Annotated in this window: 24 protein-coding genes and 1 pseudogene; 20 read left to right on the top strand and 5 right to left on the bottom strand. The window is 61.9% G+C overall.

What is annotated here, in order from left to right; genetic code table 11:
* Positions 1-16: 16 nt before the first annotated feature.
* A complete protein-coding gene (gene radC, locus HX814_RS07965; protein ID WP_087693709.1) occupies positions 17-691 on the bottom strand; it encodes a DNA repair protein RadC in 675 nt (224 codons plus the stop codon).
* 130 nt (positions 692-821) lie between these two features.
* Between radC and coaBC the strand changes: the two genes are divergently transcribed.
* From coaBC to argB, 4 genes and pseudogenes are all read left to right on the top strand, one after another.
* Positions 822-2030: a bifunctional phosphopantothenoylcysteine decarboxylase/phosphopantothenate--cysteine ligase CoaBC gene (coaBC, locus tag HX814_RS07960; RefSeq protein WP_177009056.1), complete on the top strand. Its 1209-nt coding sequence runs from the start codon at positions 822-824 to the stop codon at positions 2028-2030.
* Between the two features lie 5 nt (positions 2031-2035).
* Positions 2036-2491: a dUTP diphosphatase gene (gene dut, locus HX814_RS07955; protein ID WP_003213270.1), complete on the top strand. Its 456-nt coding sequence runs from the start codon at positions 2036-2038 to the stop codon at positions 2489-2491.
* Between the two features lie 252 nt (positions 2492-2743).
* Positions 2744-4165 (top strand): annotated as a pseudogene (locus tag HX814_RS07950) (phosphomannomutase/phosphoglucomutase); the annotation flags it as partial.
* 19 nt (positions 4166-4184) lie between these two features.
* Positions 4185-5090 (top strand): acetylglutamate kinase, encoded by a 906-nt coding sequence (argB, locus tag HX814_RS07945; RefSeq protein ID WP_003213275.1) that lies wholly within the window; start codon positions 4185-4187, stop codon positions 5088-5090.
* A 168-nt stretch (positions 5091-5258) separates the two neighbouring features.
* Here argB and pyrE read toward each other — a convergent pair whose 3' ends face one another.
* A complete protein-coding gene (pyrE, locus tag HX814_RS07940) occupies positions 5259-5903 on the bottom strand; it encodes an orotate phosphoribosyltransferase (protein WP_003213276.1) in 645 nt (214 codons plus the stop codon).
* Between the two features lie 82 nt (positions 5904-5985).
* Here pyrE and HX814_RS07935 point away from each other — a divergent pair, with 82 nt between their 5' ends.
* Positions 5986-6765 (top strand): exodeoxyribonuclease III, encoded by a 780-nt coding sequence (locus HX814_RS07935; RefSeq protein WP_003176915.1) that lies wholly within the window; start codon positions 5986-5988, stop codon positions 6763-6765.
* A 58-nt stretch (positions 6766-6823) separates the two neighbouring features.
* Here HX814_RS07935 and HX814_RS07930 read toward each other — a convergent pair whose 3' ends face one another.
* Both HX814_RS07930 and rph read right to left on the bottom strand, forming a co-directional pair.
* The gene (locus tag HX814_RS07930) at positions 6824-7192 is read right to left on the bottom strand and encodes a DUF4870 domain-containing protein (protein WP_003213278.1); all 369 of its coding nucleotides are present in this window, start codon (positions 7190-7192) and stop codon (positions 6824-6826) included.
* A gap of 22 nt (positions 7193-7214) precedes the next feature.
* Positions 7215-7937, bottom strand: coding sequence for a ribonuclease PH (gene rph, locus HX814_RS07925; protein WP_003213280.1), 723 nt, complete (start codon positions 7935-7937; stop codon positions 7215-7217).
* 217 nt (positions 7938-8154) lie between these two features.
* Here rph and HX814_RS07920 point away from each other — a divergent pair, with 217 nt between their 5' ends.
* From HX814_RS07920 to HX814_RS07895, 6 genes are all read left to right on the top strand, one after another.
* Positions 8155-9018 (top strand): YicC/YloC family endoribonuclease, encoded by an 864-nt coding sequence (locus HX814_RS07920; RefSeq protein WP_087693711.1) that lies wholly within the window; start codon positions 8155-8157, stop codon positions 9016-9018.
* Positions 9019-9029: 11 nt separating this feature from the next.
* Complete coding sequence (gmk, locus tag HX814_RS07915; protein WP_003213284.1) at positions 9030-9650, top strand: guanylate kinase; 621 nt, start codon at positions 9030-9032, stop codon at positions 9648-9650.
* 167 nt (positions 9651-9817) lie between these two features.
* Entirely contained in the window at positions 9818-10081 is a 264-nt protein-coding gene (rpoZ, locus tag HX814_RS07910; RefSeq protein WP_003176920.1) for a DNA-directed RNA polymerase subunit omega, read from the top strand.
* Positions 10082-10141: 60 nt separating this feature from the next.
* Positions 10142-12247, top strand: coding sequence for a bifunctional GTP diphosphokinase/guanosine-3',5'-bis pyrophosphate 3'-pyrophosphohydrolase (gene spoT / locus HX814_RS07905; protein ID WP_008439435.1), 2106 nt, complete (start codon positions 10142-10144; stop codon positions 12245-12247).
* Between the two features lie 24 nt (positions 12248-12271).
* Complete coding sequence (locus HX814_RS07900) at positions 12272-12652, top strand: RidA family protein (RefSeq protein ID WP_003213288.1); 381 nt, start codon at positions 12272-12274, stop codon at positions 12650-12652.
* A gap of 63 nt (positions 12653-12715) precedes the next feature.
* Complete coding sequence (locus HX814_RS07895; protein ID WP_003213290.1) at positions 12716-13459, top strand: hypothetical protein; 744 nt, start codon at positions 12716-12718, stop codon at positions 13457-13459.
* Between the two features lie 43 nt (positions 13460-13502).
* Here the strand turns inward: HX814_RS07895 and HX814_RS07890 are convergent, their stop codons facing one another.
* Positions 13503-14354 (bottom strand): SDR family oxidoreductase, encoded by an 852-nt coding sequence (locus tag HX814_RS07890; RefSeq protein ID WP_003213292.1) that lies wholly within the window; start codon positions 14352-14354, stop codon positions 13503-13505.
* Between the two features lie 188 nt (positions 14355-14542).
* Between HX814_RS07890 and exbB the strand changes: the two genes are divergently transcribed.
* From exbB to HX814_RS07845, 9 genes are all read left to right on the top strand, one after another.
* Positions 14543-15529 (top strand): tonB-system energizer ExbB, encoded by a 987-nt coding sequence (exbB, locus tag HX814_RS07885; protein ID WP_177009055.1) that lies wholly within the window; start codon positions 14543-14545, stop codon positions 15527-15529.
* A gap of 6 nt (positions 15530-15535) precedes the next feature.
* Positions 15536-15961, top strand: a complete 426-nt coding sequence (exbD, locus tag HX814_RS07880) for a TonB system transport protein ExbD (RefSeq protein WP_003213296.1) — start codon at positions 15536-15538, stop codon at positions 15959-15961.
* Positions 15958-16707, top strand: coding sequence for an energy transducer TonB (locus tag HX814_RS07875; RefSeq protein ID WP_003213297.1), 750 nt, complete (start codon positions 15958-15960; stop codon positions 16705-16707). The genes exbD and HX814_RS07875 overlap by 4 nt, the downstream gene beginning before the upstream one ends.
* A 168-nt stretch (positions 16708-16875) precedes the next feature.
* A complete protein-coding gene (locus HX814_RS07870; protein WP_177009054.1) occupies positions 16876-17211 on the top strand; it encodes a cupredoxin domain-containing protein in 336 nt (111 codons plus the stop codon).
* Positions 17212-17214: 3 nt separating this feature from the next.
* A complete protein-coding gene (locus tag HX814_RS07865) occupies positions 17215-18033 on the top strand; it encodes an FTR1 family protein (RefSeq protein WP_177009053.1) in 819 nt (272 codons plus the stop codon).
* 19 nt (positions 18034-18052) lie between these two features.
* Entirely contained in the window at positions 18053-18583 is a 531-nt protein-coding gene (locus tag HX814_RS07860) for an iron transporter (RefSeq protein ID WP_087693714.1), read from the top strand.
* Positions 18584-18697: 114 nt separating this feature from the next.
* Positions 18698-19618: a hydrogen peroxide-inducible genes activator gene (locus HX814_RS07855; protein WP_003213305.1), complete on the top strand. Its 921-nt coding sequence runs from the start codon at positions 18698-18700 to the stop codon at positions 19616-19618.
* Positions 19619-19626: 8 nt separating this feature from the next.
* A complete protein-coding gene (gene recG / locus HX814_RS07850) occupies positions 19627-21702 on the top strand; it encodes an ATP-dependent DNA helicase RecG (protein ID WP_003213306.1) in 2076 nt (691 codons plus the stop codon).
* Positions 21703-21780: 78 nt separating this feature from the next.
* Positions 21781-23181 carry an aminoacyl-tRNA deacylase and HDOD domain-containing protein gene (locus tag HX814_RS07845; protein WP_087693715.1) on the top strand — a complete coding sequence of 467 codons (1401 nt, stop codon included), beginning with the start codon at positions 21781-21783 and terminating at the stop codon, positions 23179-23181.
* The last annotated feature ends 129 nt before the right edge of the window (positions 23182-23310 follow it).

Genomic DNA, 23310 nt, shown 5'->3' with positions numbered 1-23310 from the left:
GCTGGCATGCCAGCCCCTACATCCACCCAAATTCCGCCATCGACAGCGGGTCACCCTCCCCCACAATGATGTGGTCCAGCACACGCACGTCCACCATCTCCAGCGCCTTTTGCAGCACCTTGGTCAATTTTCGATCAGCGATGCTGGGCTCGGGGCTGCCGGAAGGATGGTTGTGGCACAGGATCAGCGCCGCGGCGTTGTAGTCCAGCGCGCGCTTCACCACTTGTCGCGGGTAGACGATGGCGTTGTCGATGGTGCCTTGAAACAGCTTTTCGAAACCCAGCACTCGATGCTTGGCGTCGAGAAACAGGCAGCCGAATATCTCGTGAGGCTCGTGGCGCAGCAGTGCCTTGAGGTAGTCGCGCACGGCCTCCGGGCTTTCCAGCACCGAATCGTTGCGCAGGCGTTCAGCCAAATGACGGCGCGCCATCTCCAGTACGGCTTGAAGCTGGGCGAACTTCGCCGGCCCCAACCCCAAATGCTGGCTGAACACCGGCTGCCTCGCCTCCATCAGCGCCCGAAGGCTGCCAAATTGCGCCAGCAGATGGCGCGCCAGGTCCACGGCACTTTTGCCTGACACCCCGGTGCGCAGGAAAATCGCCAGCAATTCCGCGTCGGAAAGGTTCTCCGCTCCCAGCTCCAACAACTTCTCCCGCGGACGCTCTGCCGCAGGCCAATCGCGAATACTCATGGCACCTCCGTGTGCATGTGCGCCGCTGTTGCATGGCGGACGCTGTGGTATCTTAGGCCATCTTTTTGCGTGCGATTTCACCTGGGGAGGGGGCATCGCAACGCCATCACTGAACTGGAAAGGCAAGCCAATGCAGCGTCTGTATCGGAAACGCATCGTTCTCGGCGTCGGCGGCGGCATTGCCGCCTACAAGAGCGCAGAGCTGGTTCGCAGGCTTCTCGACCAAGGCGCCGAAGTGCGCGTGGTCATGACCCGTGGCGGCAGTGAATTCATCACCCCGTTGACCATGCAGGCCTTGTCCGGCCACCCGGTTCACCTCGACCTGCTGGACCCTGCGGCCGAAGCCGCCATGGGCCACATCGAGCTGGCCAAGTGGGCCGACCTGGTGCTGATCGCCCCGGCCACCGCCGACCTGATCGCCCGCCTGGCCCAAGGCATTGCCGACGACCTGCTGACCACCCTGGTGCTGGCCACCGACGCCACCGTCGCCATCGCACCGGCCATGAACCAGGCCATGTGGCGCGACCCGGCCACCCAGGCCAACACCCAACTCCTGCAAAGCCGCGGCCTCAAGGTTTTCGGCCCGGCCTCCGGCAGCCAGGCCTGCGGCGACGTGGGCATGGGCCGCATGCTCGAAGCCACCGACCTGGCCCACTGCGCCGCCGACTGCTTCCAGCAGCTGGCCCTGACCGGCAAGCACGTGCTGATCACCGCCGGCCCGACCCAGGAAAATATCGACCCGGTGCGCTACATCACCAACCATAGCTCAGGAAAAATGGGCTTTGCCCTGGCGGAAGCGGCGGTCGAGGCAGGCGCCCGTGTGACGTTGATCACCGGCCCGGTGCATCTGCCGACCCCGGATCGCGTCACCCGAATCGACGTAGTCAGCGCCCGCGACATGCTGGCGGCCTGTGAAGCGGCGATTCCCTGCGACCTGTTCATCGCTTCGGCTGCGGTAGCGGACTACCGCCCCGAGGTGGTTGCACCGCAGAAACTCAAGAAAGACCCTACAAGCGGCGACGGCCTGCTCCTGCAAATGGTCCGTAACCCGGACATCCTGGCGACCATCGCCACCCGTGAGGACCGCCCGTTCAGCGTCGGTTTTGCCGCCGAAACCGAGCATTTGCTGGACTATGCCGCACGCAAATTGAAAGACAAAAACCTCGACCTGATTGTCGCCAACGATGTCGCCAACCCGAGCATCGGCTTCAACAGCGAGGAAAATGCCATCAGCGTGATCGACCGCGAGTTGCACGCTACCGTTTTCGCCCAGACCAGCAAGGGCAAGATTGCCCGCCAACTGATCTCTTTTATCGCCCAACGGCTGAACCAGGTTTAATTTCCATGCACGCTTTGCAAGCCAAGATCCTCGACCCCCGCATCGGCAACGAATTCCCGCTGCCGGCCTACGCCACACCAGGCTCCGCCGGCCTCGACCTGCGTGCCATGCTCAAGCAGGACACCGTGCTTGAACCAGGCCAGACCATTCTGATTCCGACCGGCCTGTCGATCTACGTGGGCGACCCGGGCCTGGCGGCGCTGATCCTGCCGCGCTCCGGCCTGGGCCACAAACACGGCATCGTCCTCGGCAACCTGGTGGGGCTGATCGACTCGGACTACCAGGGCGAGTTGATGGTGTCCTGCTGGAACCGTGGCCAGACCGCGTTCAATATCGCCGTCGGCGAGCGCATTGCCCAACTCGTGCTGGTACCGGTGGTGCAGGCGCACTTCGAGCTGGTCGAAGAGTTCGACGAAACACAACGCGGCGCAGGTGGCTTCGGGCATTCCGGCAGCCACTGACTAAGCTGAATTGACTTAGCCGAACAAGCCGGGTGCCTCACCCGGCCTGATGCCAACGCATGGCCTTTCAGGATGAAGAATGCGCGGAACTTACCAGCAAGGTTTCCCCAGTGAAATCAGGGCATTAAGGGGGCAAAAGGGCGGAGCTTCGGCGCCGATGGCACTTTTGCACCACGAACTCTATGCCAAAAACGCCGTCTTACCCTTCAGTTTGAGCCTGCCGGTCAGCACCCTTGAGGCCAGCCCAGCCCCTTATCGATGGAGTTCCCCCCCGCAATGAGCAACCCAGCCCGAGTCGCCCCGACATTTCCCGACAGCATTTTCCGCGCCTATGACATTCGTGGCGTGGTCCCCAAGACCCTGACCGCCGAGACCGCCTACTGGATCGGCCGCGCCATTGGCTCCCAGAGCCTGGCACAGGGCGAGCCCAACGTTTCCGTAGGCCGTGATGGCCGCCTGTCCGGTCCCGAGCTGGTCGAGCAACTGATCCAGGGCCTGGCCGACAGCGGTTGCCACGTCAGCGACGTGGGCCTGGTGCCGACGCCTGCGCTGTACTACGCAGCCAACGTACTGGCCGGCAAGTCGGGCGTGATGCTCACCGGCAGCCATAACCCGTCGGACTACAACGGCTTCAAGATCGTCATCGCTGGCGATACCCTCGCCAACGAACAGATCCAGGCCCTGCACACCCGCCTGAAGACCAACGACCTGACCAGCGGCGAAGGCAGCGTCACCAAAGTCGACATCCTGCAGCGCTACTCTGACCAAATCACCGGCGACGTCAAACTCGCGCGCCGCCTCAAAGTGGTGGTGGACTGCGGCAATGGCGCGGCCGGCGTGATCGCCCCGCAACTGCTCGAAGCCCTGAACTGCGAAGTGATCCCGCTGTTCTGTGACGTCGACGGCAACTTCCCGAACCATCACCCGGATCCAGGCAAGCCCGAGAACCTGGTAGACCTGATCGCCAAGGTCAAGGAGACCGGGGCTGACGTCGGCCTGGCCTTCGACGGTGACGGCGACCGCGTTGGCGTGGTGACGGACACCGGCGAAAACGTGTTTGCGGACCGCCTGCTGATGCTGTTTGCCCGCGACGTGGTTGCGCGCAACCCAGGTGCCGAAATTATCTTCGACGTGAAGTGCACCCGCCGCCTCACACCGCTGATCAAGGAATACGGCGGTCGCCCGCTAATGTGGAAGACTGGCCACTCGTTGATCAAAAAGAAAATGAAAGAAACCGGCGCGCTGTTGGCCGGCGAAATGAGCGGCCATGTGTTCTTCAAGGAGCGCTGGTTCGGCTTTGACGACGGCATTTACAGCGCCGCTCGTCTGCTGGAGATCCTCAGCAAGGAAAAATCGACCGCGCAGGAGCTGTTCCAGACCTTCCCGAATGATATTTCTACGCCAGAGATCAATATCCATGTGACCGAGGAGAGCAAATTCAGCATCATTGACGCACTGCACGATGCGCAATGGGGCGAAGGCGCCGACCTGACCAGCATTGATGGTGTGCGAGTCGATTACGCCAAAGGCTGGGGCCTGGTTCGCGCATCCAACACCACACCGGTGCTGGTGCTGCGTTTCGAGGCGGATACCGAGGCTGAGTTGCAGCGCATCAAGGACGTGTTCCACGCCCAGTTGAAACGTGTTGCCCCTGATCTCCAATTACCGTTCTGATTTTTTACCGGAGCCCTGAATGACCCTCGAACGCGAAGCCGCCGCCAATACCGCCAAGGTCCTTTCCGAAGCGTTGCCTTACATTCGACGCTACGTCGGCAAGACGCTGGTGATCAAGTACGGCGGCAATGCCATGGAAAGCGACGAGCTGAAAACCGGCTTTGCCCGCGACATCGTGTTGATGAAAGCCGTCGGGATCAACCCGGTGGTGGTACACGGTGGCGGCCCGCAAATCGGTGACCTGCTCAAGCGCCTGTCCATCGAGAGTCACTTCATCGACGGCATGCGTGTGACCGACGCCCAGACCATGGACGTGGTGGAGATGGTCCTGGGCGGCCAGGTGAACAAAGACATCGTCAACCTGATCAACCGCCATGGCGGCAGCGCCATCGGCCTGACCGGCAAGGACGCCGAACTGATCCGGGCGAAGAAGCTCACCGTGACCCGCAAGACCCCGGAGATGACCCAGCCGGAAATCATCGACATCGGCCAGGTGGGCGAAGTGATCGGCATCAACACCGACCTGCTGAACCTGCTGGTGAAAGGCGATTTCATTCCGGTGATCGCGCCGATCGGTGTCGGTGCCAACGGTGAGTCCTACAACATCAACGCCGACCTCGTGGCCGGCAAGGTGGCCGAGGCGCTGAAGGCCGAGAAGCTGATGCTGCTCACCAACATCGCCGGCTTGATGGACAAGGAAGGCAAGGTCTTGACCGGCCTGACGACCCAGCAAGTGGACGACCTGATCGCCGACGGCACCATCTACGGCGGCATGCTGCCGAAGATCCGCTGCGCGCTGGAAGCGGTGCAAGGCGGCGTTGGCAGCTCGTTGATCCTGGATGGCCGGGTGCCGAATGCGATCCTGCTGGAAATCTTCACCGATACCGGTGTGGGTACCCTGATCAGCAACCGCAAGCGCCCCTAAGCGCTGGTAAACAAAAAGGCCCCGTTCAGTTCGATTGAACGGGGCCTTTTCTATGTACTCGGTCTAAAAATGTGGGAGCGGGCTTGCTCGCGAAAGCGGCGGGTCAGTCGACACATATATCAACTGACAAGCCGTATTCGCGAGCAAGCCCGCTCCCACATGGATCTTCTAAACGCCGAACTGCTCGCGATAAGCCTTGACCGCCGGCAAATGCTGCTTGAGCTGCGGGTCATCTTCCAGGAACTGCAACACCTGGTTCAGGGACACGATGCTCACCACTGGAATCGCGAAATCACGTTCCACTTCCTGGATCGCCGACAATTCACCGTTGCCGCGCTCCTGGCGGTTCAGCGCGATCAACACGCCGGCCGCCTTGGCGCCGTCCTGGGAAGCGATGATCTGCATCACTTCGCGAATCGCCGTACCGGCAGTGATCACGTCGTCGATGATCAGCACGTCGCCCTTGAGCGGCGCCCCCACCAGGCTACCGCCTTCGCCGTGGGCCTTGGCTTCTTTGCGGTTGAAGCACCAAGGCAGATCCAGCTCGTGATGTTCAGCCAACGCCACGGCGGTCGCGGCCGCCAGGGGGATGCCTTTGTAGGCAGGGCCGAACAGCACGTCGAAGGAAATGCCGCTTTCAACGATGGCGGCCGCATAGAAACGACCCAGCTGCGCCAGGGCAGAACCCGAGTTGAAAAGGCCGGCATTGAAGAAGTAAGGGCTGGTGCGCCCGGACTTCAAAGTGAACTCACCGAAGCGCAATACGCCGCGATCGATGGCAAAACGAATAAAATCGCGTTGATACGCCTGCATGAAAAAAGCCTCAGATACCACGGATTTAGCTAATTAGGTAGACGGCGTGTATCATACACGCACGCGATTTTTGGGGCCATTTATGCGGATCATCAGTGTGAACGTCAATGGTATTCAGGCTGCAGTCGAGCGTGGTTTGCTCAGTTGGCTGCAAGCCCAGAATGCCGACGTCATCTGCCTGCAGGACACCCGCGCCTCCGCCTTTGAACTGGACGACCCAGCCTTCCAACTGGATGGCTACTTCCTTTATGCCTGTGATGCCGAAGTTCCCGCCCAAGGCGGCGTGGCTTTGTATTCGCGGTTGCAACCCAAGGCGGTCATCAGCGGCCTCGGCTTCGAGACAGCCGACCGCTACGGGCGCTACCTGCAAGCCGATTTCGATAAGGTCAGCATTGCGACCTTGCTGCTTCCATCAGGGCAGAATGGCGATGAAGACTTGAACCAGAAGTTCAAGCTAATGGACGACTTCGCCCGTTATCTGGATAAACAGCGGCGCAAACGTCGCGAGTACATTTACTGTGGCTCGCTGTACGTGGCGCAACAGAAGCTGGATATCAAGAACTGGCGCGACAGCCAGCAATCCCCGGGCTTCCTGGCGCCGGAACGGGCCTGGATGGACGAGATTGTCGGCAACATGGGCTATGTCGATGCCCTGCGGGAAGTCAGCCGCGAAGGCGACCAGTACAGCTGGTGGCCGGATAACGAACAGGCCGAGATGCTCAACCTCGGCTGGCGTTTTGACTACCAGCTGCTGACGCCAGGCTTGCGTCGCTTCGTGCGCAGCGCACGTCTGCCACGCCAGCCGCGCTTCTCGCAGCACGCGCCGCTGATCGTGGACTACGACTGGACCTTGACCATCTAAGGTCTTTTTCCAGGCACAAAAAAACCGACATCACTGTCGGTTTTTTTGTGGGCGGTCGTTATTTGATCAACCGCAATGTCCACGGATAACGATAAGCCACGCCCTTGTTGGCCTTGATGCCCGCAATGATCGTCATCACCACCGCGCCGATCACCAGCACGGTCATCAACACGAAGCCGATCACGATAAAACCCAGCAGGAAGCAGACCGCCCAGGCAATGCCCACGGTGATCTGGAAATTCAGCGCTTCCTTGCCCTGGTCATCAATGAACGGGTCTGCATCCTTCTTCACCTGCCAAAGAATCAAGGGCCCCAGCAGGCTGCCGAACGGGAACATCAGCCCGAAGAACGCCGCAAAATGACAGAGCATCGCCCACTGGCGAACTTCCTTGGACGGTGTCGGCAGTGGAAGTTGGCTGTCACTCATGGCGTCGCTCCTTGGGATTGAATCAGTCGGCCAATGCGGCGTTCTGCAGTTCGAAGATTTCGGTCATGCCCTTCTGGGCCAGGGCCAGCATGGCATTCAGGTCCGCCGGCTGGAATGGCGCGCCTTCGGCGGTGCCCTGCACTTCGATGAAACCACCGGTGCTGGTCATCACCACGTTCAGGTCGGTCTCGGCAGCCGAATCTTCAAGATAGTCCAGATCCAGCACCGGCTCGCCCTGATACATGCCGACCGATACAGCCGCGATCATCTGCTTGAGCGGATCGCCGCCTTTCAGGCCGCCACGTTTCTTGATGACCTTGAGCGCGTCGACCAGGGCAACCATGGCGCCGGTGATGGAGGCGGTACGGGTACCACCGTCGGCCTGGATCACGTCGCAGTCGACGTACAGGGTCACGTCGCCCAGCTTGGACATGTCCAGGGCAGCACGCAGGGAACGACCGATCAGGCGCTGGATTTCCAGGGTGCGGCCGCCTTGCTTGCCACGGCTGGCTTCACGCTGGTTACGCTCGCCGGTGGCGCGCGGCAGCATGCCGTATTCGGCAGTCAACCAACCCTGGCCCTGGCCCTTGAGGAAACGCGGCACGCCGTTTTCGACGCTGACGGTGCAGATAACCTTGGTATCGCCAAACTCGACCAGTACAGATCCCTCGGCGTGTTTGGTGTAGTTGCGGGTGATGCGGATCGAGCGGAGCTGATCGGCAGCGCGACCACTTGGACGTTTCATAGGGGATACCTGTACGGAGGACGAAAAACTGCCGAGCATTATAGAGCCGCCAGCCCTGATCGGCACGGCTAAAAAATCCTGTTACAAACCCGGGCACCGAAGCCACTGTTTGGGGCCACCCGTCCCCTTGAGCTACAATCCTGCGCCTTCGCAGCCTGTCGGCTTCAATCTACCCATCAGCCCGCCTGTTTGCGGGACTGCATCGCGAGGTACCTCCATGGTGCACAGCATGACCGCCTTCGCCCGCGTCGAAAAAGCCGGCGTCCAAGGCACCCTGAGCTGGGAATTGCGCTCGGTCAACAGCCGCTACCTGGAGCCGCACCTGCGCCTGCCGGAATCGTTTCGCGACCTCGAAGGCGCGGTTCGTGAGGCACTGCGCCAGGGCATCTCCCGCGGCAAGCTGGAATGCACCCTGCGCTTTACCGAGGAAACCACCGGCAAGCCGTTGCAGGTGGATCGCGAGCGCGCCGCGCAATTGATCGCCGCCGCCGAAACCATCGCCGGCCTGATCAAGCAGCCTGCCGCCATCAACCCGCTGGAAGTCCTGGCCTGGCCCGGCGTGCTGGTGGCCGATGCCACTGACCCACAGGCGTTGAACGCCGAGGCGCTGGCCCTGTTCAACCAGGGCTTGAAAGAACTCAAGGCCGGCCGCGAGCGTGAAGGGGCCGAACTGGCCCGCCTGATCAGCGACCGCCTGACCTCCATTGAAGAAGACGTGGTGACCCTGCGCGAACTGGTGCCGCAGATGCTTGCCACCCAGCGCCAGAAGGTCCTGGACCGCTTCGCCGACATGCAGGCCGAACTGGATCCGGTGCGCCTGGAGCAAGAGATGGTCCTGCTGGCGCAAAAAAGCGACGTGGCCGAAGAACTCGACCGCCTGAGCACCCACATCCTGGAAGTGCGCCGCGTGCTCAAGTCTGCCGGTGCCGCCGGTCGGCGCCTGGACTTCCTGATGCAGGAACTCAACCGCGAAGCCAATACACTGGGCTCCAAAGCCTTTGATCCGCGCAGTACCCAGGCGGCGGTCAACCTCAAAGTGTTGATCGAGCAAATGCGCGAACAAGTACAGAATATCGAGTAAGGCACCCTGACATGACCCACAGCACCGGCACCCTGTACATCATTTCCGCCCCATCGGGCGCGGGCAAAAGCAGCCTGGTCAAGGCCCTGACCGACGCTGACGAGCAGATCCGCATCTCGGTATCCCACACCACCCGCGCCATGCGCCCGGGTGAAGTGAACGGCGTGCACTACCACTTCGTCGAGCGCACCGAGTTCGTCAAGATGATCGAGCACGGTGATTTCCTGGAGCGCGCCGAGGTCTTCGGCAACCTCTACGGCACCTCGCAAAGCCACCTGCAGCAGACCCTGGACGAAGGCCACGACCTGATCCTGGAAATCGACTGGCAGGGCGCCGAGCAAGTGCGCCAGCTGATGCCCAAAGCTCGCTCGATCTTCATCCTGCCGCCTTCGCTGGAAGCGTTGCACCAGCGCCTGACCAATCGTGGCCAGGACAGCGACGAGATCATCGAAGGTCGCATGCGTGAAGCCGTCAGTGAAATGAGCCACTACGTCGACTACGACTACCTGATCATCAACGACGATTTCGCCCACGCGCTGGACGATCTGAAAGCGATTTTCCGCGCCAATCAGCTCCAGCAAAAGCGTCAGCAGCAGCGTTTCGGCAAATTATTGGCCGAACTGCTCGGCTGATTGGCTCTTCCCAAAACCGCTGCAGGGGCTTTACATTGGCACTTGTAGCGCGTTTGCGATGGCCTGCGAAAAATCAGCGCTTCCCTAAACGCTGGTGATTTTTTAAACTGTTCAGTCCGCTCGCCCAACCGGGCAGCGCGCATATTGCATTCGCTCCGAGGAATACCATGGCCCGCGTAACCGTTGAAGACTGCCTAGAACACGTGGATAACCGCTTTGAGCTGGTCATGCTCTCTACCAAGCGTGCCCGTCAACTGGCCACTGGCGGCAAAGAGCCCCTGGTCCAGTGGGAAAACGACAAGCCTACCGTTGTAGCCCTGCGTGAAATCGCTGAAGGCCTGATGAGCTACGAGTTCATCGCCAACGCCGAAATCGTTGAAGACGAACCGCTGTTTGCAGCGTTCGAGGACGAGTCCAACGAGGCCGTCTAAGCCTATGCCTGGTCGACGTAGCACGGCGCGGGGTCACAGCCAACGGCAGGAGTTAATACTTTGCCGAGCATAGACGCCCTCGCCGATCGCTTATCGACCTACCTCGGCCCAGACCAGGTCAACCTGGTCCGCCGAGCGTATTTCTACGCCGAACAAGCCCACGACGGCCAACGCCGCCGCAGTGGCGAGGCGTATGTCACGCATCCTCTTGCCGTGGCCAATATTCTTGCCGACATGCACATGGACCATCAGAGCCTGATGGCCGCGATGCTGCATGACGTGATCGAAGACACCGGCATTGCCAAGGAAGCGCTCAGTGCGCAATTTGGCGAAACCGTGGCCGAACTGGTCGACGGGGTCAGCAAACTGACCCAAATGAACTTCGAGACCAAGGCCGAAGCCCAGGCGGAAAACTTCCAGAAGATGGCCATGGCCATGGCCCGGGACATCCGGGTGATCCTGGTCAAGCTGGCCGACCGGCTGCACAACATGCGCACGCTGGAAGTGCTGTCCGGTGAAAAACGCCGGCGCATCGCCAAGGAAACCCTGGAAATCTACGCGCCCATCGCCAACCGGCTGGGCATGCACGCCATTCGTATCGAGTTCGAAGACCTCGGCTTCAAGGCCATGCACCCGATGCGTTCCGCGCGCATCTACCAGGCAGTGAAACGCGCCCGGGGCAATCGCAAGGAAATCGTCAACAAGATCGAAGAATCCCTGAGCCATTGCCTGGCGATCGATGAGATCGAGGGCGAAGTCAGCGGCCGGCAGAAACACATCTACGGCATCTACAAGAAGATGCGCGGCAAGCGCCGGGCCTTCAACGAGATCATGGACGTGTACGCGTTCCGGATCATCGTCGACAAGGTCGATACCTGCTACCGCGTGCTGGGTGCTGTACATAATTTGTACAAGCCCCTGCCGGGACGCTTCAAGGATTACATCGCGATTCCCAAGGCCAACGGCTATCAGTCGCTGCATACCACGCTGTTCGGTATGCACGGGGTGCCGATCGAGATCCAGATCCGCACCCGCGAAATGGAAGAGATGGCCAACAACGGCATCGCCGCCCATTGGCTGTACAAATCCACCGGCGACGAGCAGCCAAAAGGCACCCATGCCCGCGCCCGCCAGTGGGTCAAGGGCGTGCTGGAAATGCAGCAACGTGCCGGCAACTCCCTGGAATTTATCGAAAGCGTGAAGATCGACCTGTTCCCGGACGAGGTCTACGTGTTCACGCCCAAAGGCCGGATCATGGAGCTGCCCAAAGGCTCCACGGCGGTCGACTTTGCCTACGCGGTGCACACCGACGTGGGTAACAGCTGCATAGCCTGTCGGATCAATCGTCGACTGGCCCCGCTGTCGGAACCGCTGCAAAGCGGTTCCACGGTGGAGATCGTCAGCGCACCGGGCGCGCGCCCGAACCCGGCCTGGCTCAACTTTGTGGTCACCGGCAAGGCTCGCACCCACATCCGTCACGCCCTGAAACTGCAACGCCGTTCCGAGTCCATCAGCCTGGGCGAACGCCTGCTGAACAAGGTGCTCAACGGCTTCGACAGCTCACTGGACAAGATCCCGGCCGAACGCGTGCAGGCGATGTTGCACGAGTACCGCCAGGAACTGATCGAAGACTTGCTGGAAGACATCGGCCTGGGCAACCGCATGGCCTATGTGGTCGCGCGCCGCCTGCTGGGCGAAGGCGAACAGTTGCCAAGCCCCGAAGGCCCGCTGGCGATTCGCGGCACCGAAGGCCTGGTGCTCAGCTACGCCAAGTGCTGCACGCCGATCCCTGGCGACCCGATTGTCGGCCACCTGTCCGCCGGCAAAGGCATGGTGGTGCACCTGGACAACTGCCGCAACATCAGTGAAATCCGCCACAACCCCGAGAAATGCATCCAGCTTTCGTGGGCAAAGGATGTCACTGGCGAATTCAACGTCGAGCTGCGGGTCGAGCTGGAACACCAGCGCGGCCTGATTGCCCTGCTGGCCAGCAGCGTGAACGCGGCCGACGGCAATATCGAGAAAATCAGCATGGACGAACGCGATGGCCGCATCAGCGTGGTCCAACTGGTGGTCAGCGTGCACGACCGCGTGCACCTGGCCCGCGTGATCAAGAAACTGCGCGCCCTGACCGGGGTCATCCGCATCACCCGCATGCGCGCCTAGCCCATCCATTACAAGGAGTCATTCATGACCAAGACTGTTATCACCAGCGACAAGGCACCAGCAGCAATCGGTACTTATTCCCAGGCGATCAAGGCGGGCAATACCGTCTACATGTCCGGCCAGATTCCACTGGACCCAAAAACCATGGAGCTGGTTGAAGGCTTTGAAGCCCAGACCATCCAGGTCTTCGAAAACCTGAAGTCGGTTGCCGAAGCTGCGGGCGGTTCGTTCAAGGACATCGTCAAACTGAACATCTTCCTCACCGACCTGAGCCACTTCGCCAAGGTCAACGAGATCATGGGCAAATACTTCGAACAGCCGTACCCTGCCCGCGCCGCCATCGGCGTTGCCGCCCTGCCAAAGGGCGCGCAGGTTGAGATGGACGCCATTCTGGTCATCGAGTAAAACATCCGGCGCAGCGCTTCCACGGGAAGGCTGCGCCGAATTGGTTCTTGGAAGGATTTCGTAATGCGCAAAGCGCTCGTTGCCTCTTCGTTGCTCGCCCTGTTGCTCGGCGGCTGCGCCAGCAATCCCGCCGACCTGGATGTGAGCGGCACCTGGATCAACCAGGCCGCCATCGACGCGGCAGCCAAGGGCGGCCCTTTGCGTGAAGCCCTGCAGAGCTATGGTCCGAACCTCGAATGGGAGGTGAACACCAAAGCGTCCCAGGCCCGCTACTACAACGGTTTTGAAGTAGCTGAAGGCAAATTGCTGGGTGAAAAATCCGGCGCCTGGAGTGTCGATTTCTACGGCAGCTCCGCCACTGAACTCAAGCGTAAAGGCAAGCTGCTGCTGCAAGGGGCCAATGATAACGAGCCCGAGCAACTGTTCGCCCGTGCCAAGGATCCAGCCCCCGAAGGCGCGCCACTGGGTGCCAACTTCGAACGCACCCTGTACGCCGCCTACATGGGCGGCACCTGGAAAATCAGCAGCGGCACTGGCGAAGGCGCCACCGTACAGTTCCAGGCCAATGGCCAGGTGACCGGCTTGCCCGGCGCCGATCAGTACTCGCTGTGCCTGGCGGGCGATTGCGCCTCCATGAGCGGCGGCTACGACAGTATCTGGCTACAGTTGAACGGCCAGGGCAACCCGTGGATCTTTGCGCGCAAGGGCAAGCAACTGGAGATCTTCCAGGCGATCAACACCGCCCAGGCCGACGAGGTACCCTCGTTTACCCCCGGGCCACGACAGTGGTTGCTGGAAAAACAGTGACGCAAAAAAGGAGCCCTCAGGCTCCTTTTTCTTCACGCCGCGATCAACCCTCCAGGATCGCCGCATACCCTTCGCGATAACTCGGATAACGCGGCACCCAGCCCAACGCCTTGGCCCGGGCGTTGCTGCACTGCTTGCTACCGGCGCGTCGCACGCTGGCGTTCTCGGCCCATTCGGTCACGCCAAGGTACTCGCGCAACCAGGCAACCACCTCGGCCAGCGGGGCCGGAGCATCGTCAACGCCGATGTAGCACTTATCCAGCACACCGCCCTGCTCCACGTGCTGCAGCAAAAACGCCAGCAAACCCGCCGCGTCATCCGCGTGAATCCGGTTGCCATATAAAGGCGGATCAATCGCCACGCGATAGCCCTGGCGCACTTGGCTCAGCAGCCATTCCCGGCCCGGGCCATAAATCCCGGTAAGGCGCACCACACTGGCGGGAATGCCGCTATCCAACGCCACTTGCTCGGCTTCCAGCATGACTTGGCCGGAATAACCGCCTGCCTTGGTCTCGGAGCTTTCGTCGACCCACTCACCGTTCTGCTGCCCATACACACTGCTGCTGGACACAAACAGCAGGTGCCTGGGCTCCTGGCCGTAGTCGTTCAGCCACTCCAGCACATGCCGCAACCCTTGCACGTATGCCGCACGATAACCCGCCTCGTCGTGATCGGTGGCGGCCGCGCAATACACCAGGTAATCCACCCCGCCCACCGGCCAGGTATCGGGGCAGTCTTCATTGAACAGGTCGCCGGCAATCCCGATAACGCCCTTGGGAAGGCGCGAAATATCCCGCCGCAGGCCATGAACCTCCCAGCCCTGGGCCAGCAATTGGGTGGCCAGACGGCTACCGACATCGCCGCAACCGGCAATCACCACAGAAGGCGCAGACATCACAAAACTCCGTTCTTAAAGGTCAAGGTTAGCCCCCACAGATGACCAGCGGCCAGCAAAACGACAAATAAAGTAACTGTATTACTTCTGTTAACAAGAATTACTTGCAATAATAACCGCCCATTTGTCCTCGACCCGTTACGGTCTGGAAGGACGCTCACTCATTTTTTCTCTCAGGTCCGGCCAGCATGACACGCAATACATCCCCCGCTTCGCCAACCAAGCCTCACAGCCCATCCCGCGCCTGGCGTGCGATTGCTGCAGTGCTGTTCAGCGTCCTGCTGGCACCGACCGCCGCGTTCGCCGACAACACCGCGCCGGCCGCCCCGCCTGCAGCGAGCGCGCCAGCTACAGAGCAAAACGCTCCTGCGCCAGCCGCCGCACCGGCCGCGACCGACCCGGCCCTGGCCGCCGAAGGTGCTCCGGCTGACGATTCCGGCGTCGTGCTGGAAGAAGACAACAGCCTGGGCATGGCCCACGACCTGTCGCCGTGGGGCATGTACCAGAACGCTGACATCATCGTGAAGATCGTGATGATCGGCCTGGCCATCGCTTCGATCATCACCTGGACCATCTGGATCGCCAAGGGCTTCGAACTGCTGGGCGCCAAGCGTCGCTTGCGCACTGAAATCGTCCACCTGAAAAAAGCCACCACCCTGAAAGAAGCCAGCGAAAGCGCGGCGAAGAAGGGCACCCTGGCGCACCTGCTGGTTCACGACGCACTCGAAGAGATGCGCCTGTCGGCCAACACCCGTGAAAAGGAAGGCATCAAGGAACGCGTCAGTTTCCGTCTTGAGCGCCTGGTTGCCGCCTGCGGTCGCAACATGAGCAACGGCACCGGCGTGCTGGCCACCATCGGTTCCACCGCGCCCTTCGTCGGCCTGTTCGGTACCGTGTGGGGCATCATGAACAGCTTCATCGGCATCGCCAAAACCCAGACCACCAACCTCGCCGTCGTGGCTCCCGGCATCGCCGAAGCCCTGCTGGCAACCGCACTGGGCCTGGTTGCCGCGATTCCTGCGGTGGTGATCTACAACGTCTTCGCCCGTTCGATCGCCGGCTACAAGGCTCAGGTATCGGACGCTTCGGCAGAAGTCCTGTTGCTGGTCAGCCGTGACCTCGATCACCTGCCTTCCGAGCGCAGCTCGCAACCGCACATGGTGAAAGTGGGGTAATCGGCCATGGGCCTGCATTTGAATCAAGGCGACGACGAGCTCGTCGAGAACCACGAAATCAACGTCACGCCGTTTATCGACGTGATGCTGGTGCTGCTGATCATCTTCATGGTGGCAGCACCGTTGGCCACCGTGGATATCAAGGTCGACCTGCCCGCTTCCAGCGCGAAACCTGCGCCGCGGCCGGAGAAACCGATATTCCTCAGCGTGAAGGCGGACCAGCGTCTGTTCCTGGGCGAAGAAGAAGTCAAATCCGACACCCTGGGCGCGGTGCTCGACGCCAAGACCCAGGGCAAGAAAGACACGACCATCTTCTTCCAGGCCGACAAGGGCGTGGACTACGGCGACCTGATGAGCGTGATGGATGCCCTGCGGGCGGCCGGCTACCTCAAGGTAGGCCTGGTCGGACTTGAGACGGCAGCCAAGAAATGATCACGACGCGCCACAAACTGACGCGTTATGGCACCAGCCTCGCCGTCGTGCTGGGCGTCCACGCCGTCGCGATCATCATCGCGCTCCAGTGGTCGGCGCCACATATGGTCCAGTTGCCTCCGGCCGCCATGGTCATCGACCTGGCACCGATGCCGGCGCCACCACCTCCGGCCCCGCCGAAGGTGATCACGCCGCCACAGCCGCCTGCGCCAGTGGAAGAGCTGCCATTGCCGAAACTGGCCGAGGCACCTAAGCCCACGATCCAGGTGCCAAAGCCGGTCAAGCCCAAGCCAAAACCACAGCCGCCCAAGCCTGTGGAGAAGAAGCCCGATCCGCCCAAGGAAAAACCTTCCGAAGAGCCGCCGAGCGAAACTCCGCAGAACAACGCGCCTACGGAAAAATCCGCCCAGCCACAACCGGGCCCTTCACCGCAGCAGATCGCGGCCAAGGCCACCTGGGAAAGTACCCTGCTGGGCCACCTGCAGAAGTACAAGAAGTACCCGCCGGGCGCCCAGGCGCGTGGCAAGGAAGGCCTGAACCGCCTGCGTTTCGTGGTTGATGCCGATGGCAACGTGCTGTCCTACGAACTGGTGGGCCGCTCCGGCAACGCCGACCTGGACCGCGCCACCCTCGACATGATCCGTCGTGCCCAGCCGCTGCCCAAGCCGCCGGCCGACATGTTGAAAGGCGGGAGCATCGAGATCGTTGCACCATTCGTTTACAACATCGAAAAACGTCGCCGCTAAACCCTACCGTGGGCACTTTCGGGTGCCCACGGCTGCTGTTCCCTCCCCCGCGCATCACCGCAACCTGAACCAGGCTTGAACGAATCGACACCTAACTCGATCTTCACTTGTAACAATTAAAGACAACGCTAATTATCCGCGAATCGTTCTCATTAGCGGACATTCGGCATGCCCAACCTTGCCCGGCTGGCTCTCCTCCTACTGGCTTTACCCGCCGCTGCACAGGCGGATCAGCTGGTCACCCTGGTCATTCAGAACCACACCTTCAGCCCCTCGACGTTCGAGGTGCCGGCCGGTGAGCGCTTTCGCATTCAACTCACCAGCCACGATGAAAGCGTCGACGAGTTCGAAAGCTACGACATGAAATTCGAAAAAATCATCGTCCCCGGCAACACCATCACGGTGTTTGCCGGCCCGCTGCATCCCGGCACCTACACCTTCTTCGATGACTACCACCCCGACCAGGCCAAAGGCACGGTCACCGCCGTCGCAGCCAAGGAGTAAGCCATGCTGGCCTGTCTGTTGATCGTGTTTCGTGAAGTGCTGGAAGCCGGGATTGTGGTGGGAATCGTGATGGCCGCCACCCAGGGCCTGGCAAGACGTGGGCTGTTCATTGGCGGCGGAATCGCAGCCGGCGTGCTCGGTGCCAGCATCCTCGCACTATTTACCGGCGCAATTACCCAGGCGCTGCAGGGCTTTGGCCAGGAGATTTTCAACGCAGCCATCCTGGTGGTCGCCGTAGTCATGCTGGGCTGGCACAACCTGTGGATGGCCAGTCATGGTCGCGAGCTGGCGACCCAACTGCGCAGCGCAGGCAATTCAGTACTCAAGGGTGAAAAATCACTCTGGGCCCTGGCCGTGGTCATCACCGTGGCCGTGCTGCGCGAAGGCTCGGAAATCGTGCTGTTCCTCTATGGCATCGCCGCCTCCAGCCAGACAGACCCACTGTCGATGCTGGCCGGCGGCGTGCTCGGTATCGTCGCCGGCGCCGCGCTGTCCTGGCTGATGTACCGCGGCCTGGTCGCCATCAGCCTCAAGCGCCTGTTCTCGATTACCGGCTGGATGATCGCCTTGCTTGCCGCCGGCATGGCTGGCCGGGCCGCCGCGATCCTCGCCGGTATCGACCTGATTCCCGCCTGGGGCTACCAGCTCTGGGACACCTCCTGGCTGGTCTCCGATGGCAGCCTCACCGGCCGCGCATTGACCGCGCTGGTGGGCTACACCGACCGACCTCTGGGCGTTCAATTGGTGGCGTGGCTCGTCACCCTCTCGCTCCTGGTGCTGGGTAACCGTTTACTGCATTCACGCCCGACACAATCACATTAACCGCCCCAGGAGCCCCACCATGAAACACCTGCGCAACCCCTTCGCCGCCGCACTGCTGCTCGTCAGCGCCGTGGCCGCTTCCTCCCTCGCCCAAGCCCGCGAATACCCGATTGGCGGACCGGTGCAGATCAATGACATGGAGATCGCCTCCTCGTACCTGGTGGGCATCGAAATGGCGCCCATGCCGCCAGGCATGGTGATGAGCAAGGACTCGGTACACCTTGAGACCGATGTGCACGCCACCGCCGACAACAAATACGGCCTGTCCAACGGTGAGTGGGTGCCCTACCTGACCATCAGCTACTCACTGGTCAAGGAGGGCTCGCCCGACTACAAGGAAATCGGCACGCTGTTGCCGATGGTGGCCAAAGACGGCGCCCACTACGCCAACAACGTGAAAATGGACGGCCCCGGCACCTACACCGTGGTGTTGCGCTATGAAAGCCCACAGATCAAGGGCTTCTTCCACCATGTAGACAAGGAAACCGGCGTGCCTGAATGGTGGGCTCCCTTCACCGAAACCTTCACCTTCAAGTACCCGCAAAAGTGAAATACGGGGCGGCGATACCCGATTAACCGGTGTCGCGGCCCCTACGCTGTCTGATAACGTGCGTCTATCGATTGCAGCCGGTATGCTTGGCCCGCAACCTCATGGACGCCCGCTATGACTCTTACAGAATTACGCTACATCGTTACCCTCGCCCAAGAGCAGCACTTCGGCCACGCGGCCGAGCGTTGCCACGTCAGCCAGCCGACGCTGTCGGTGGGTGTGAAGAAGCTTGAAGACGAACTCGGTGTGCTGATTTTCGAGCGCAGCAAAAGCGCTGTGCGCCTGACGCCCGTCGGCGAAGGCATCGTCGCCCAGGCCCAGAAGGTTCTGGAACAGGCCCAAAGCATTCGCGAGCTGGCCCAGGCCGGCAAGAACCAGCTGACCGCCCCGCTGAAAGTCGGCGCCATCTACACCGTCGGCCCGTACCTGTTCCCGCACTTGATTCCGCAACTGCACCGCGTCGCGCCGCAGATGCCGCTGTATATCGAAGAAAACTTCACCCACGTGCTGCGCGACAAACTGCGCAACGGCGAGCTGGACGCGATCATCATCGCCCTGCCGTTCAACGAGGCGGATGTGCTGACCCTGCCGCTCTACGATGAACCGTTCTACGTGCTGATGCCGGCGTCCCACCCATGGACGCAGAAAGACACCATCGACGCGGGCCTGCTCAACGACAAGAGCCTGCTGTTGCTGGGCGAAGGCCATTGCTTCCGCGACCAGGTGCTGGAAGCCTGCCCGACCCTGACCAAGGGCAACGACGGCGCCAAGCACACCACCGTGGAATCCAGCTCCCTGGAAACCATTCGCCATATGGTCGCCTCCGGCCTGGGTATCTCGATCCTGCCGCTGTCGGCGGTCGACAGCCATCACTACGCCCCCGGCGTGATCGCCGTGCGCCCACTGACGCCGCCGGTACCGTTCCGCACCGTGGCGATTGCCTGGCGTGCGAGCTTCCCGCGTCCGAAAGCGATTGAAATCCTCGCCGACTCGATCCGCCTGTGTTCGGTGGCCAAGCCGCCTGCTGCGAGCTAAGTAACGGTATGACTGAGCTGTCGCAGGTATCGGTGACGGCACTCAAGGGTGTCGGGGAGGCCATGGCCGAGAAGTTGGCCAAGGTCGGGCTGGAAAATCTCCAGGACGTGCTGTTCCACCTGCCCCTGCGTTACCAGGACCGCACCCGCGTGGTGCCCATCGGCCACTTGCGCCCTGGGCAGGACGCCGTGGTTGAAGGCACCGTCAGCGGCGCCGATGTGGTGATGGGCAAGCGCCGTAGCTTGGTGGTGCGCCTGCAAGACGGCACCGGCGGCCTGAGCCTGCGCTTCTACCACTTCAGCAACGCCCAGAAGGAAGGCCTCAAGCGTGGTACCCGCGTGCGCTGCTACGGCGAAGCCAGGCCCGGCGCTTCGGGGCTGGAAATCTATCACCCGGAATACCGCGCGATTACCGGCGACGAACCGCCGCCGGTAGACACCACCCTCACGCCAATTTACCCGCTCACCGAAGGCCTGACCCAGCAGCGCTTGCGCCAACTGTGCATGCAGACTCTGACGATGCTCGGGCCAAAAAGCCTGCCCGACTGGCTGCCCCAGGAACTGGCGCGCGACTATCAACTGGCGCCGCTGGATGATGCGATCCGCTACCTGCATCACCCACCCGCCGATGCCGACGTCGACGAGTTGGCTCTCGGGCATCATTGGGCCCAGCATCGCCTGGCGTTCGAAGAACTGCTGACCCATCAACTGTCCCAGCAACGCCTGCGCGAGAGCATGCGTTCGCTGCGCGCGCCGGCCATGCCCAAGGCCAAGCGCCTGCCTGCGCAATACCTGGCCAACCTGGGGTTTGCACCGACGGGCGCCCAGCAACGGGTCGGCAATGAAATCGCCTACGACCTGAGCCAGAAAGAACCGATGCTGCGGCTGATCCAGGGTGACGTGGGCGCGGGTAAAACCGTGGTCGCCGCCCTCGCCGCGTTGCAGGCCCTCGAAGCCGGCTATCAGGTGGCGCTGATGGCGCCCACCGAGATTCTCGCCGAGCAGCACTTCATCACTTTCAAGCGCTGGCTCGAACCGCTGGGCCTGGAAGTCGCATGGCTGGCCGGCAAGCTCAAGGGCAAGAACCGCGTAGCCGCCCTGGAGCAGATCGCCGCCGGCGCCCCGATGGTGGTGGGCACCCACGCGTTGTTCCAGGACGAAGTGAAGTTCAAGAATCTGGCGCTGGTGATCATCGACGAACAGCACCGCTTCGGTGTGCAGCAGCGCCTGGCCCTGCGCCAGAAAGGCGTGGGCGGCCGCATGAGCCCGCACCAGTTGATCATGACCGCCACACCGATCCCGCGCACCCTGGCCATGAGCGCCTACGCCGACCTCGACACTTCGATCCTCGACGAACTGCCGCCGGGCCGAACGCCGGTCAACACCGTGCTGGTCACCGACACCCGCCGCGTCGAAGTCATCGAACGGGTACGCGGCGCCTGCGCCGAAGGCCGTCAGGCGTATTGGGTGTGCACGCTGATCGAAGAATCCGAAGAGCTGACCTGCCAGGCCGCCGAAACCACCTATGAAGACCTCACCAGCGCCTTGGGTGAACTCAAGGTCGGGCTGATTCACGGTCGCATGAAGCCGGTGGAAAAGGCCGCGGTAATGGCCGAGTTCAAGGCCGGCAACCTGCAATTGCTGGTGGCGACCACGGTGATTGAAGTCGGCGTCGACGTCCCCAACGCCAGCCTGATGATCATCGAGAACCCCGAGCGCCTGGGCCTGGCGCAACTGCACCAATTGCGCGGCCGCGTCGGCCGGGGCAGCGCCGCCAGCCACTGTGTGCTGCTGTACCACCCGCCGCTGTCGCAGATCGGTCGCCAGCGCCTGGGGATCATGCGCGAAACCAACGACGGCTTCGTGATCGCCGAAAAAGACCTCGAACTGCGCGGCCCCGGCGAGATGCTCGGCACCCGCCAGACCGGCCTGCTGCAATTCAAGGTCGCCGACCTGATGCGCGATGCCGACTTGCTGCCCGCCGTGCGCGACGCGGCCCAGGCGTTACTGGAGCGTTGGCCGGAACACGTCAGCCCGCTGCTGGATCGCTGGCTGAGACATGGGCAGCAATACGGCCAAGTGTGACGGCTGACTCACTTAGACAACCCTCACTTGTATCAAGCTGGTTATACTCCAATGACTGTAGGAAATTGGATTCAGGCCATGTCAGAAGTTGCCCTCGCCACAGCCCCACCGACTGCACCCTCGGTGATTCGGACGCTGCTTGCAAAGCTCGCCATCAGCTACACGGAAGTTGCCGAACGCCCCGGCCTGAACCCGGCGCAGAAGGTTCAAGCCGTACTGCTCGATGATGCCGTGGGTGCACTCATGGTGCTGTTTCCACAGAACCAGTTGCTGGACCTTAATCGCCTCGCCGAGCTCACCGGTCGGCGCCTCACGGCCGTGTCGCCGGAGCGCCTGGAGCGCATGCTCGGCAAGCACAGCCTGAGCCTGCTGCCCGGCCTGCCGCCGCTGACCAGTTCTCCCTGCCTGTACGAAGAAAGCCTGTTGCGTGAGCCGACCGTGCTGGTGCACTCGGGCGAAGCCGGGCTGCTGCTGGAGATTTCCAGCGACGCGTTCAAGAGCATGCTGACCAAGGCCAGCGCCGCGCATTTCGGCGAGCCGCTGAGCAACATCCGGCCAAACCTGGATCGCCCCAACGACGACCGCGAGGAAATCACCCAGGCGATGCAGGCGTTCACCGCCCGCCGTATCCAGCAGCGCCTGGAAGCCACCATCGAAATTCCACCGCTGGCCGATACCGCGCAAAAGATCATCAAGCTGCGGGTCGACCCCAACGCCACCATCGACGACATCACCGGCGTGGTCGAAACCGACCCGGCCCTGGCCGCCCAGGTGGTGAGTTGGGCCGCGTCGCCCTACTACGCCTCGCCGGGCAAGATCCGCTCGGTGGAAGACGCCATCGTGCGCGTGCTGGGCTTTGACCTGGTGATCAACCTCGCACTCGGCCTGGCCCTGGGCAAGACCTTGAGCCTGCCCAAGGACCACCCGCAACAGGCCACGCCGTACTGGCACCAGTCGATCTACACCGCTGCCGTCATCGAAGGCCTGACCCGCGCCATGCCCCGCGCCCAGCGCCCGGAAGCCGGGCTGACGTACCTCGCCGGCCTGCTGCACAATTTCGGCTACCTGTTGCTGGCCCACGTCTTCCCGCCGCACTTCTCACTGATCTGCCGGCACCTGGAGGTCAACCCGCACCTGTGCCACAGCTACATCGAGCAGCATCTGCTGGGCATCAGCCGCGAGCAGATTGGTGCGTGGTTGATGCGCTATTGGGACATGCCGGACGAACTGTCCACCGCCCTGCGCTTCCAGCACGACCCGACCTACGACGGCCAATATGCGGAATACCCGAACCTGGTGTGCCTGGCGGTGCGCTTGTTGCGCAGCCGCGGCATCGGCTCGGGGCCGGATGAATCCATCCCGGACGAACTGCTTGAGCGCCTGGGGCTGACCCGGGACAAGGCAGAGGATGTGGTGAGCAAGGTGCTGGACGCGGAAACGTTGTTGCGCGAGTTGGCTTCGCAGTTCAGCCAGGGATAAATCGGGCGCCTGTTACACCGTATTCGCGAGCAAGCCCGCTCCCACATTCGACCGAGTTCCAACTTTGGAATGGGATTGAATGTGGGAGCGGGCTTGCTCGCGAATGCAGGCGACTCGGTATTGCTGAAG

The sequence above is a fragment of the Pseudomonas sp. C8002 genome (assembly GCF_013385765.1).
Lineage (GTDB): Bacteria > Pseudomonadota > Gammaproteobacteria > Pseudomonadales > Pseudomonadaceae > Aquipseudomonas.
This window is presented reverse-complemented; position numbering and strand designations above follow the sequence as displayed.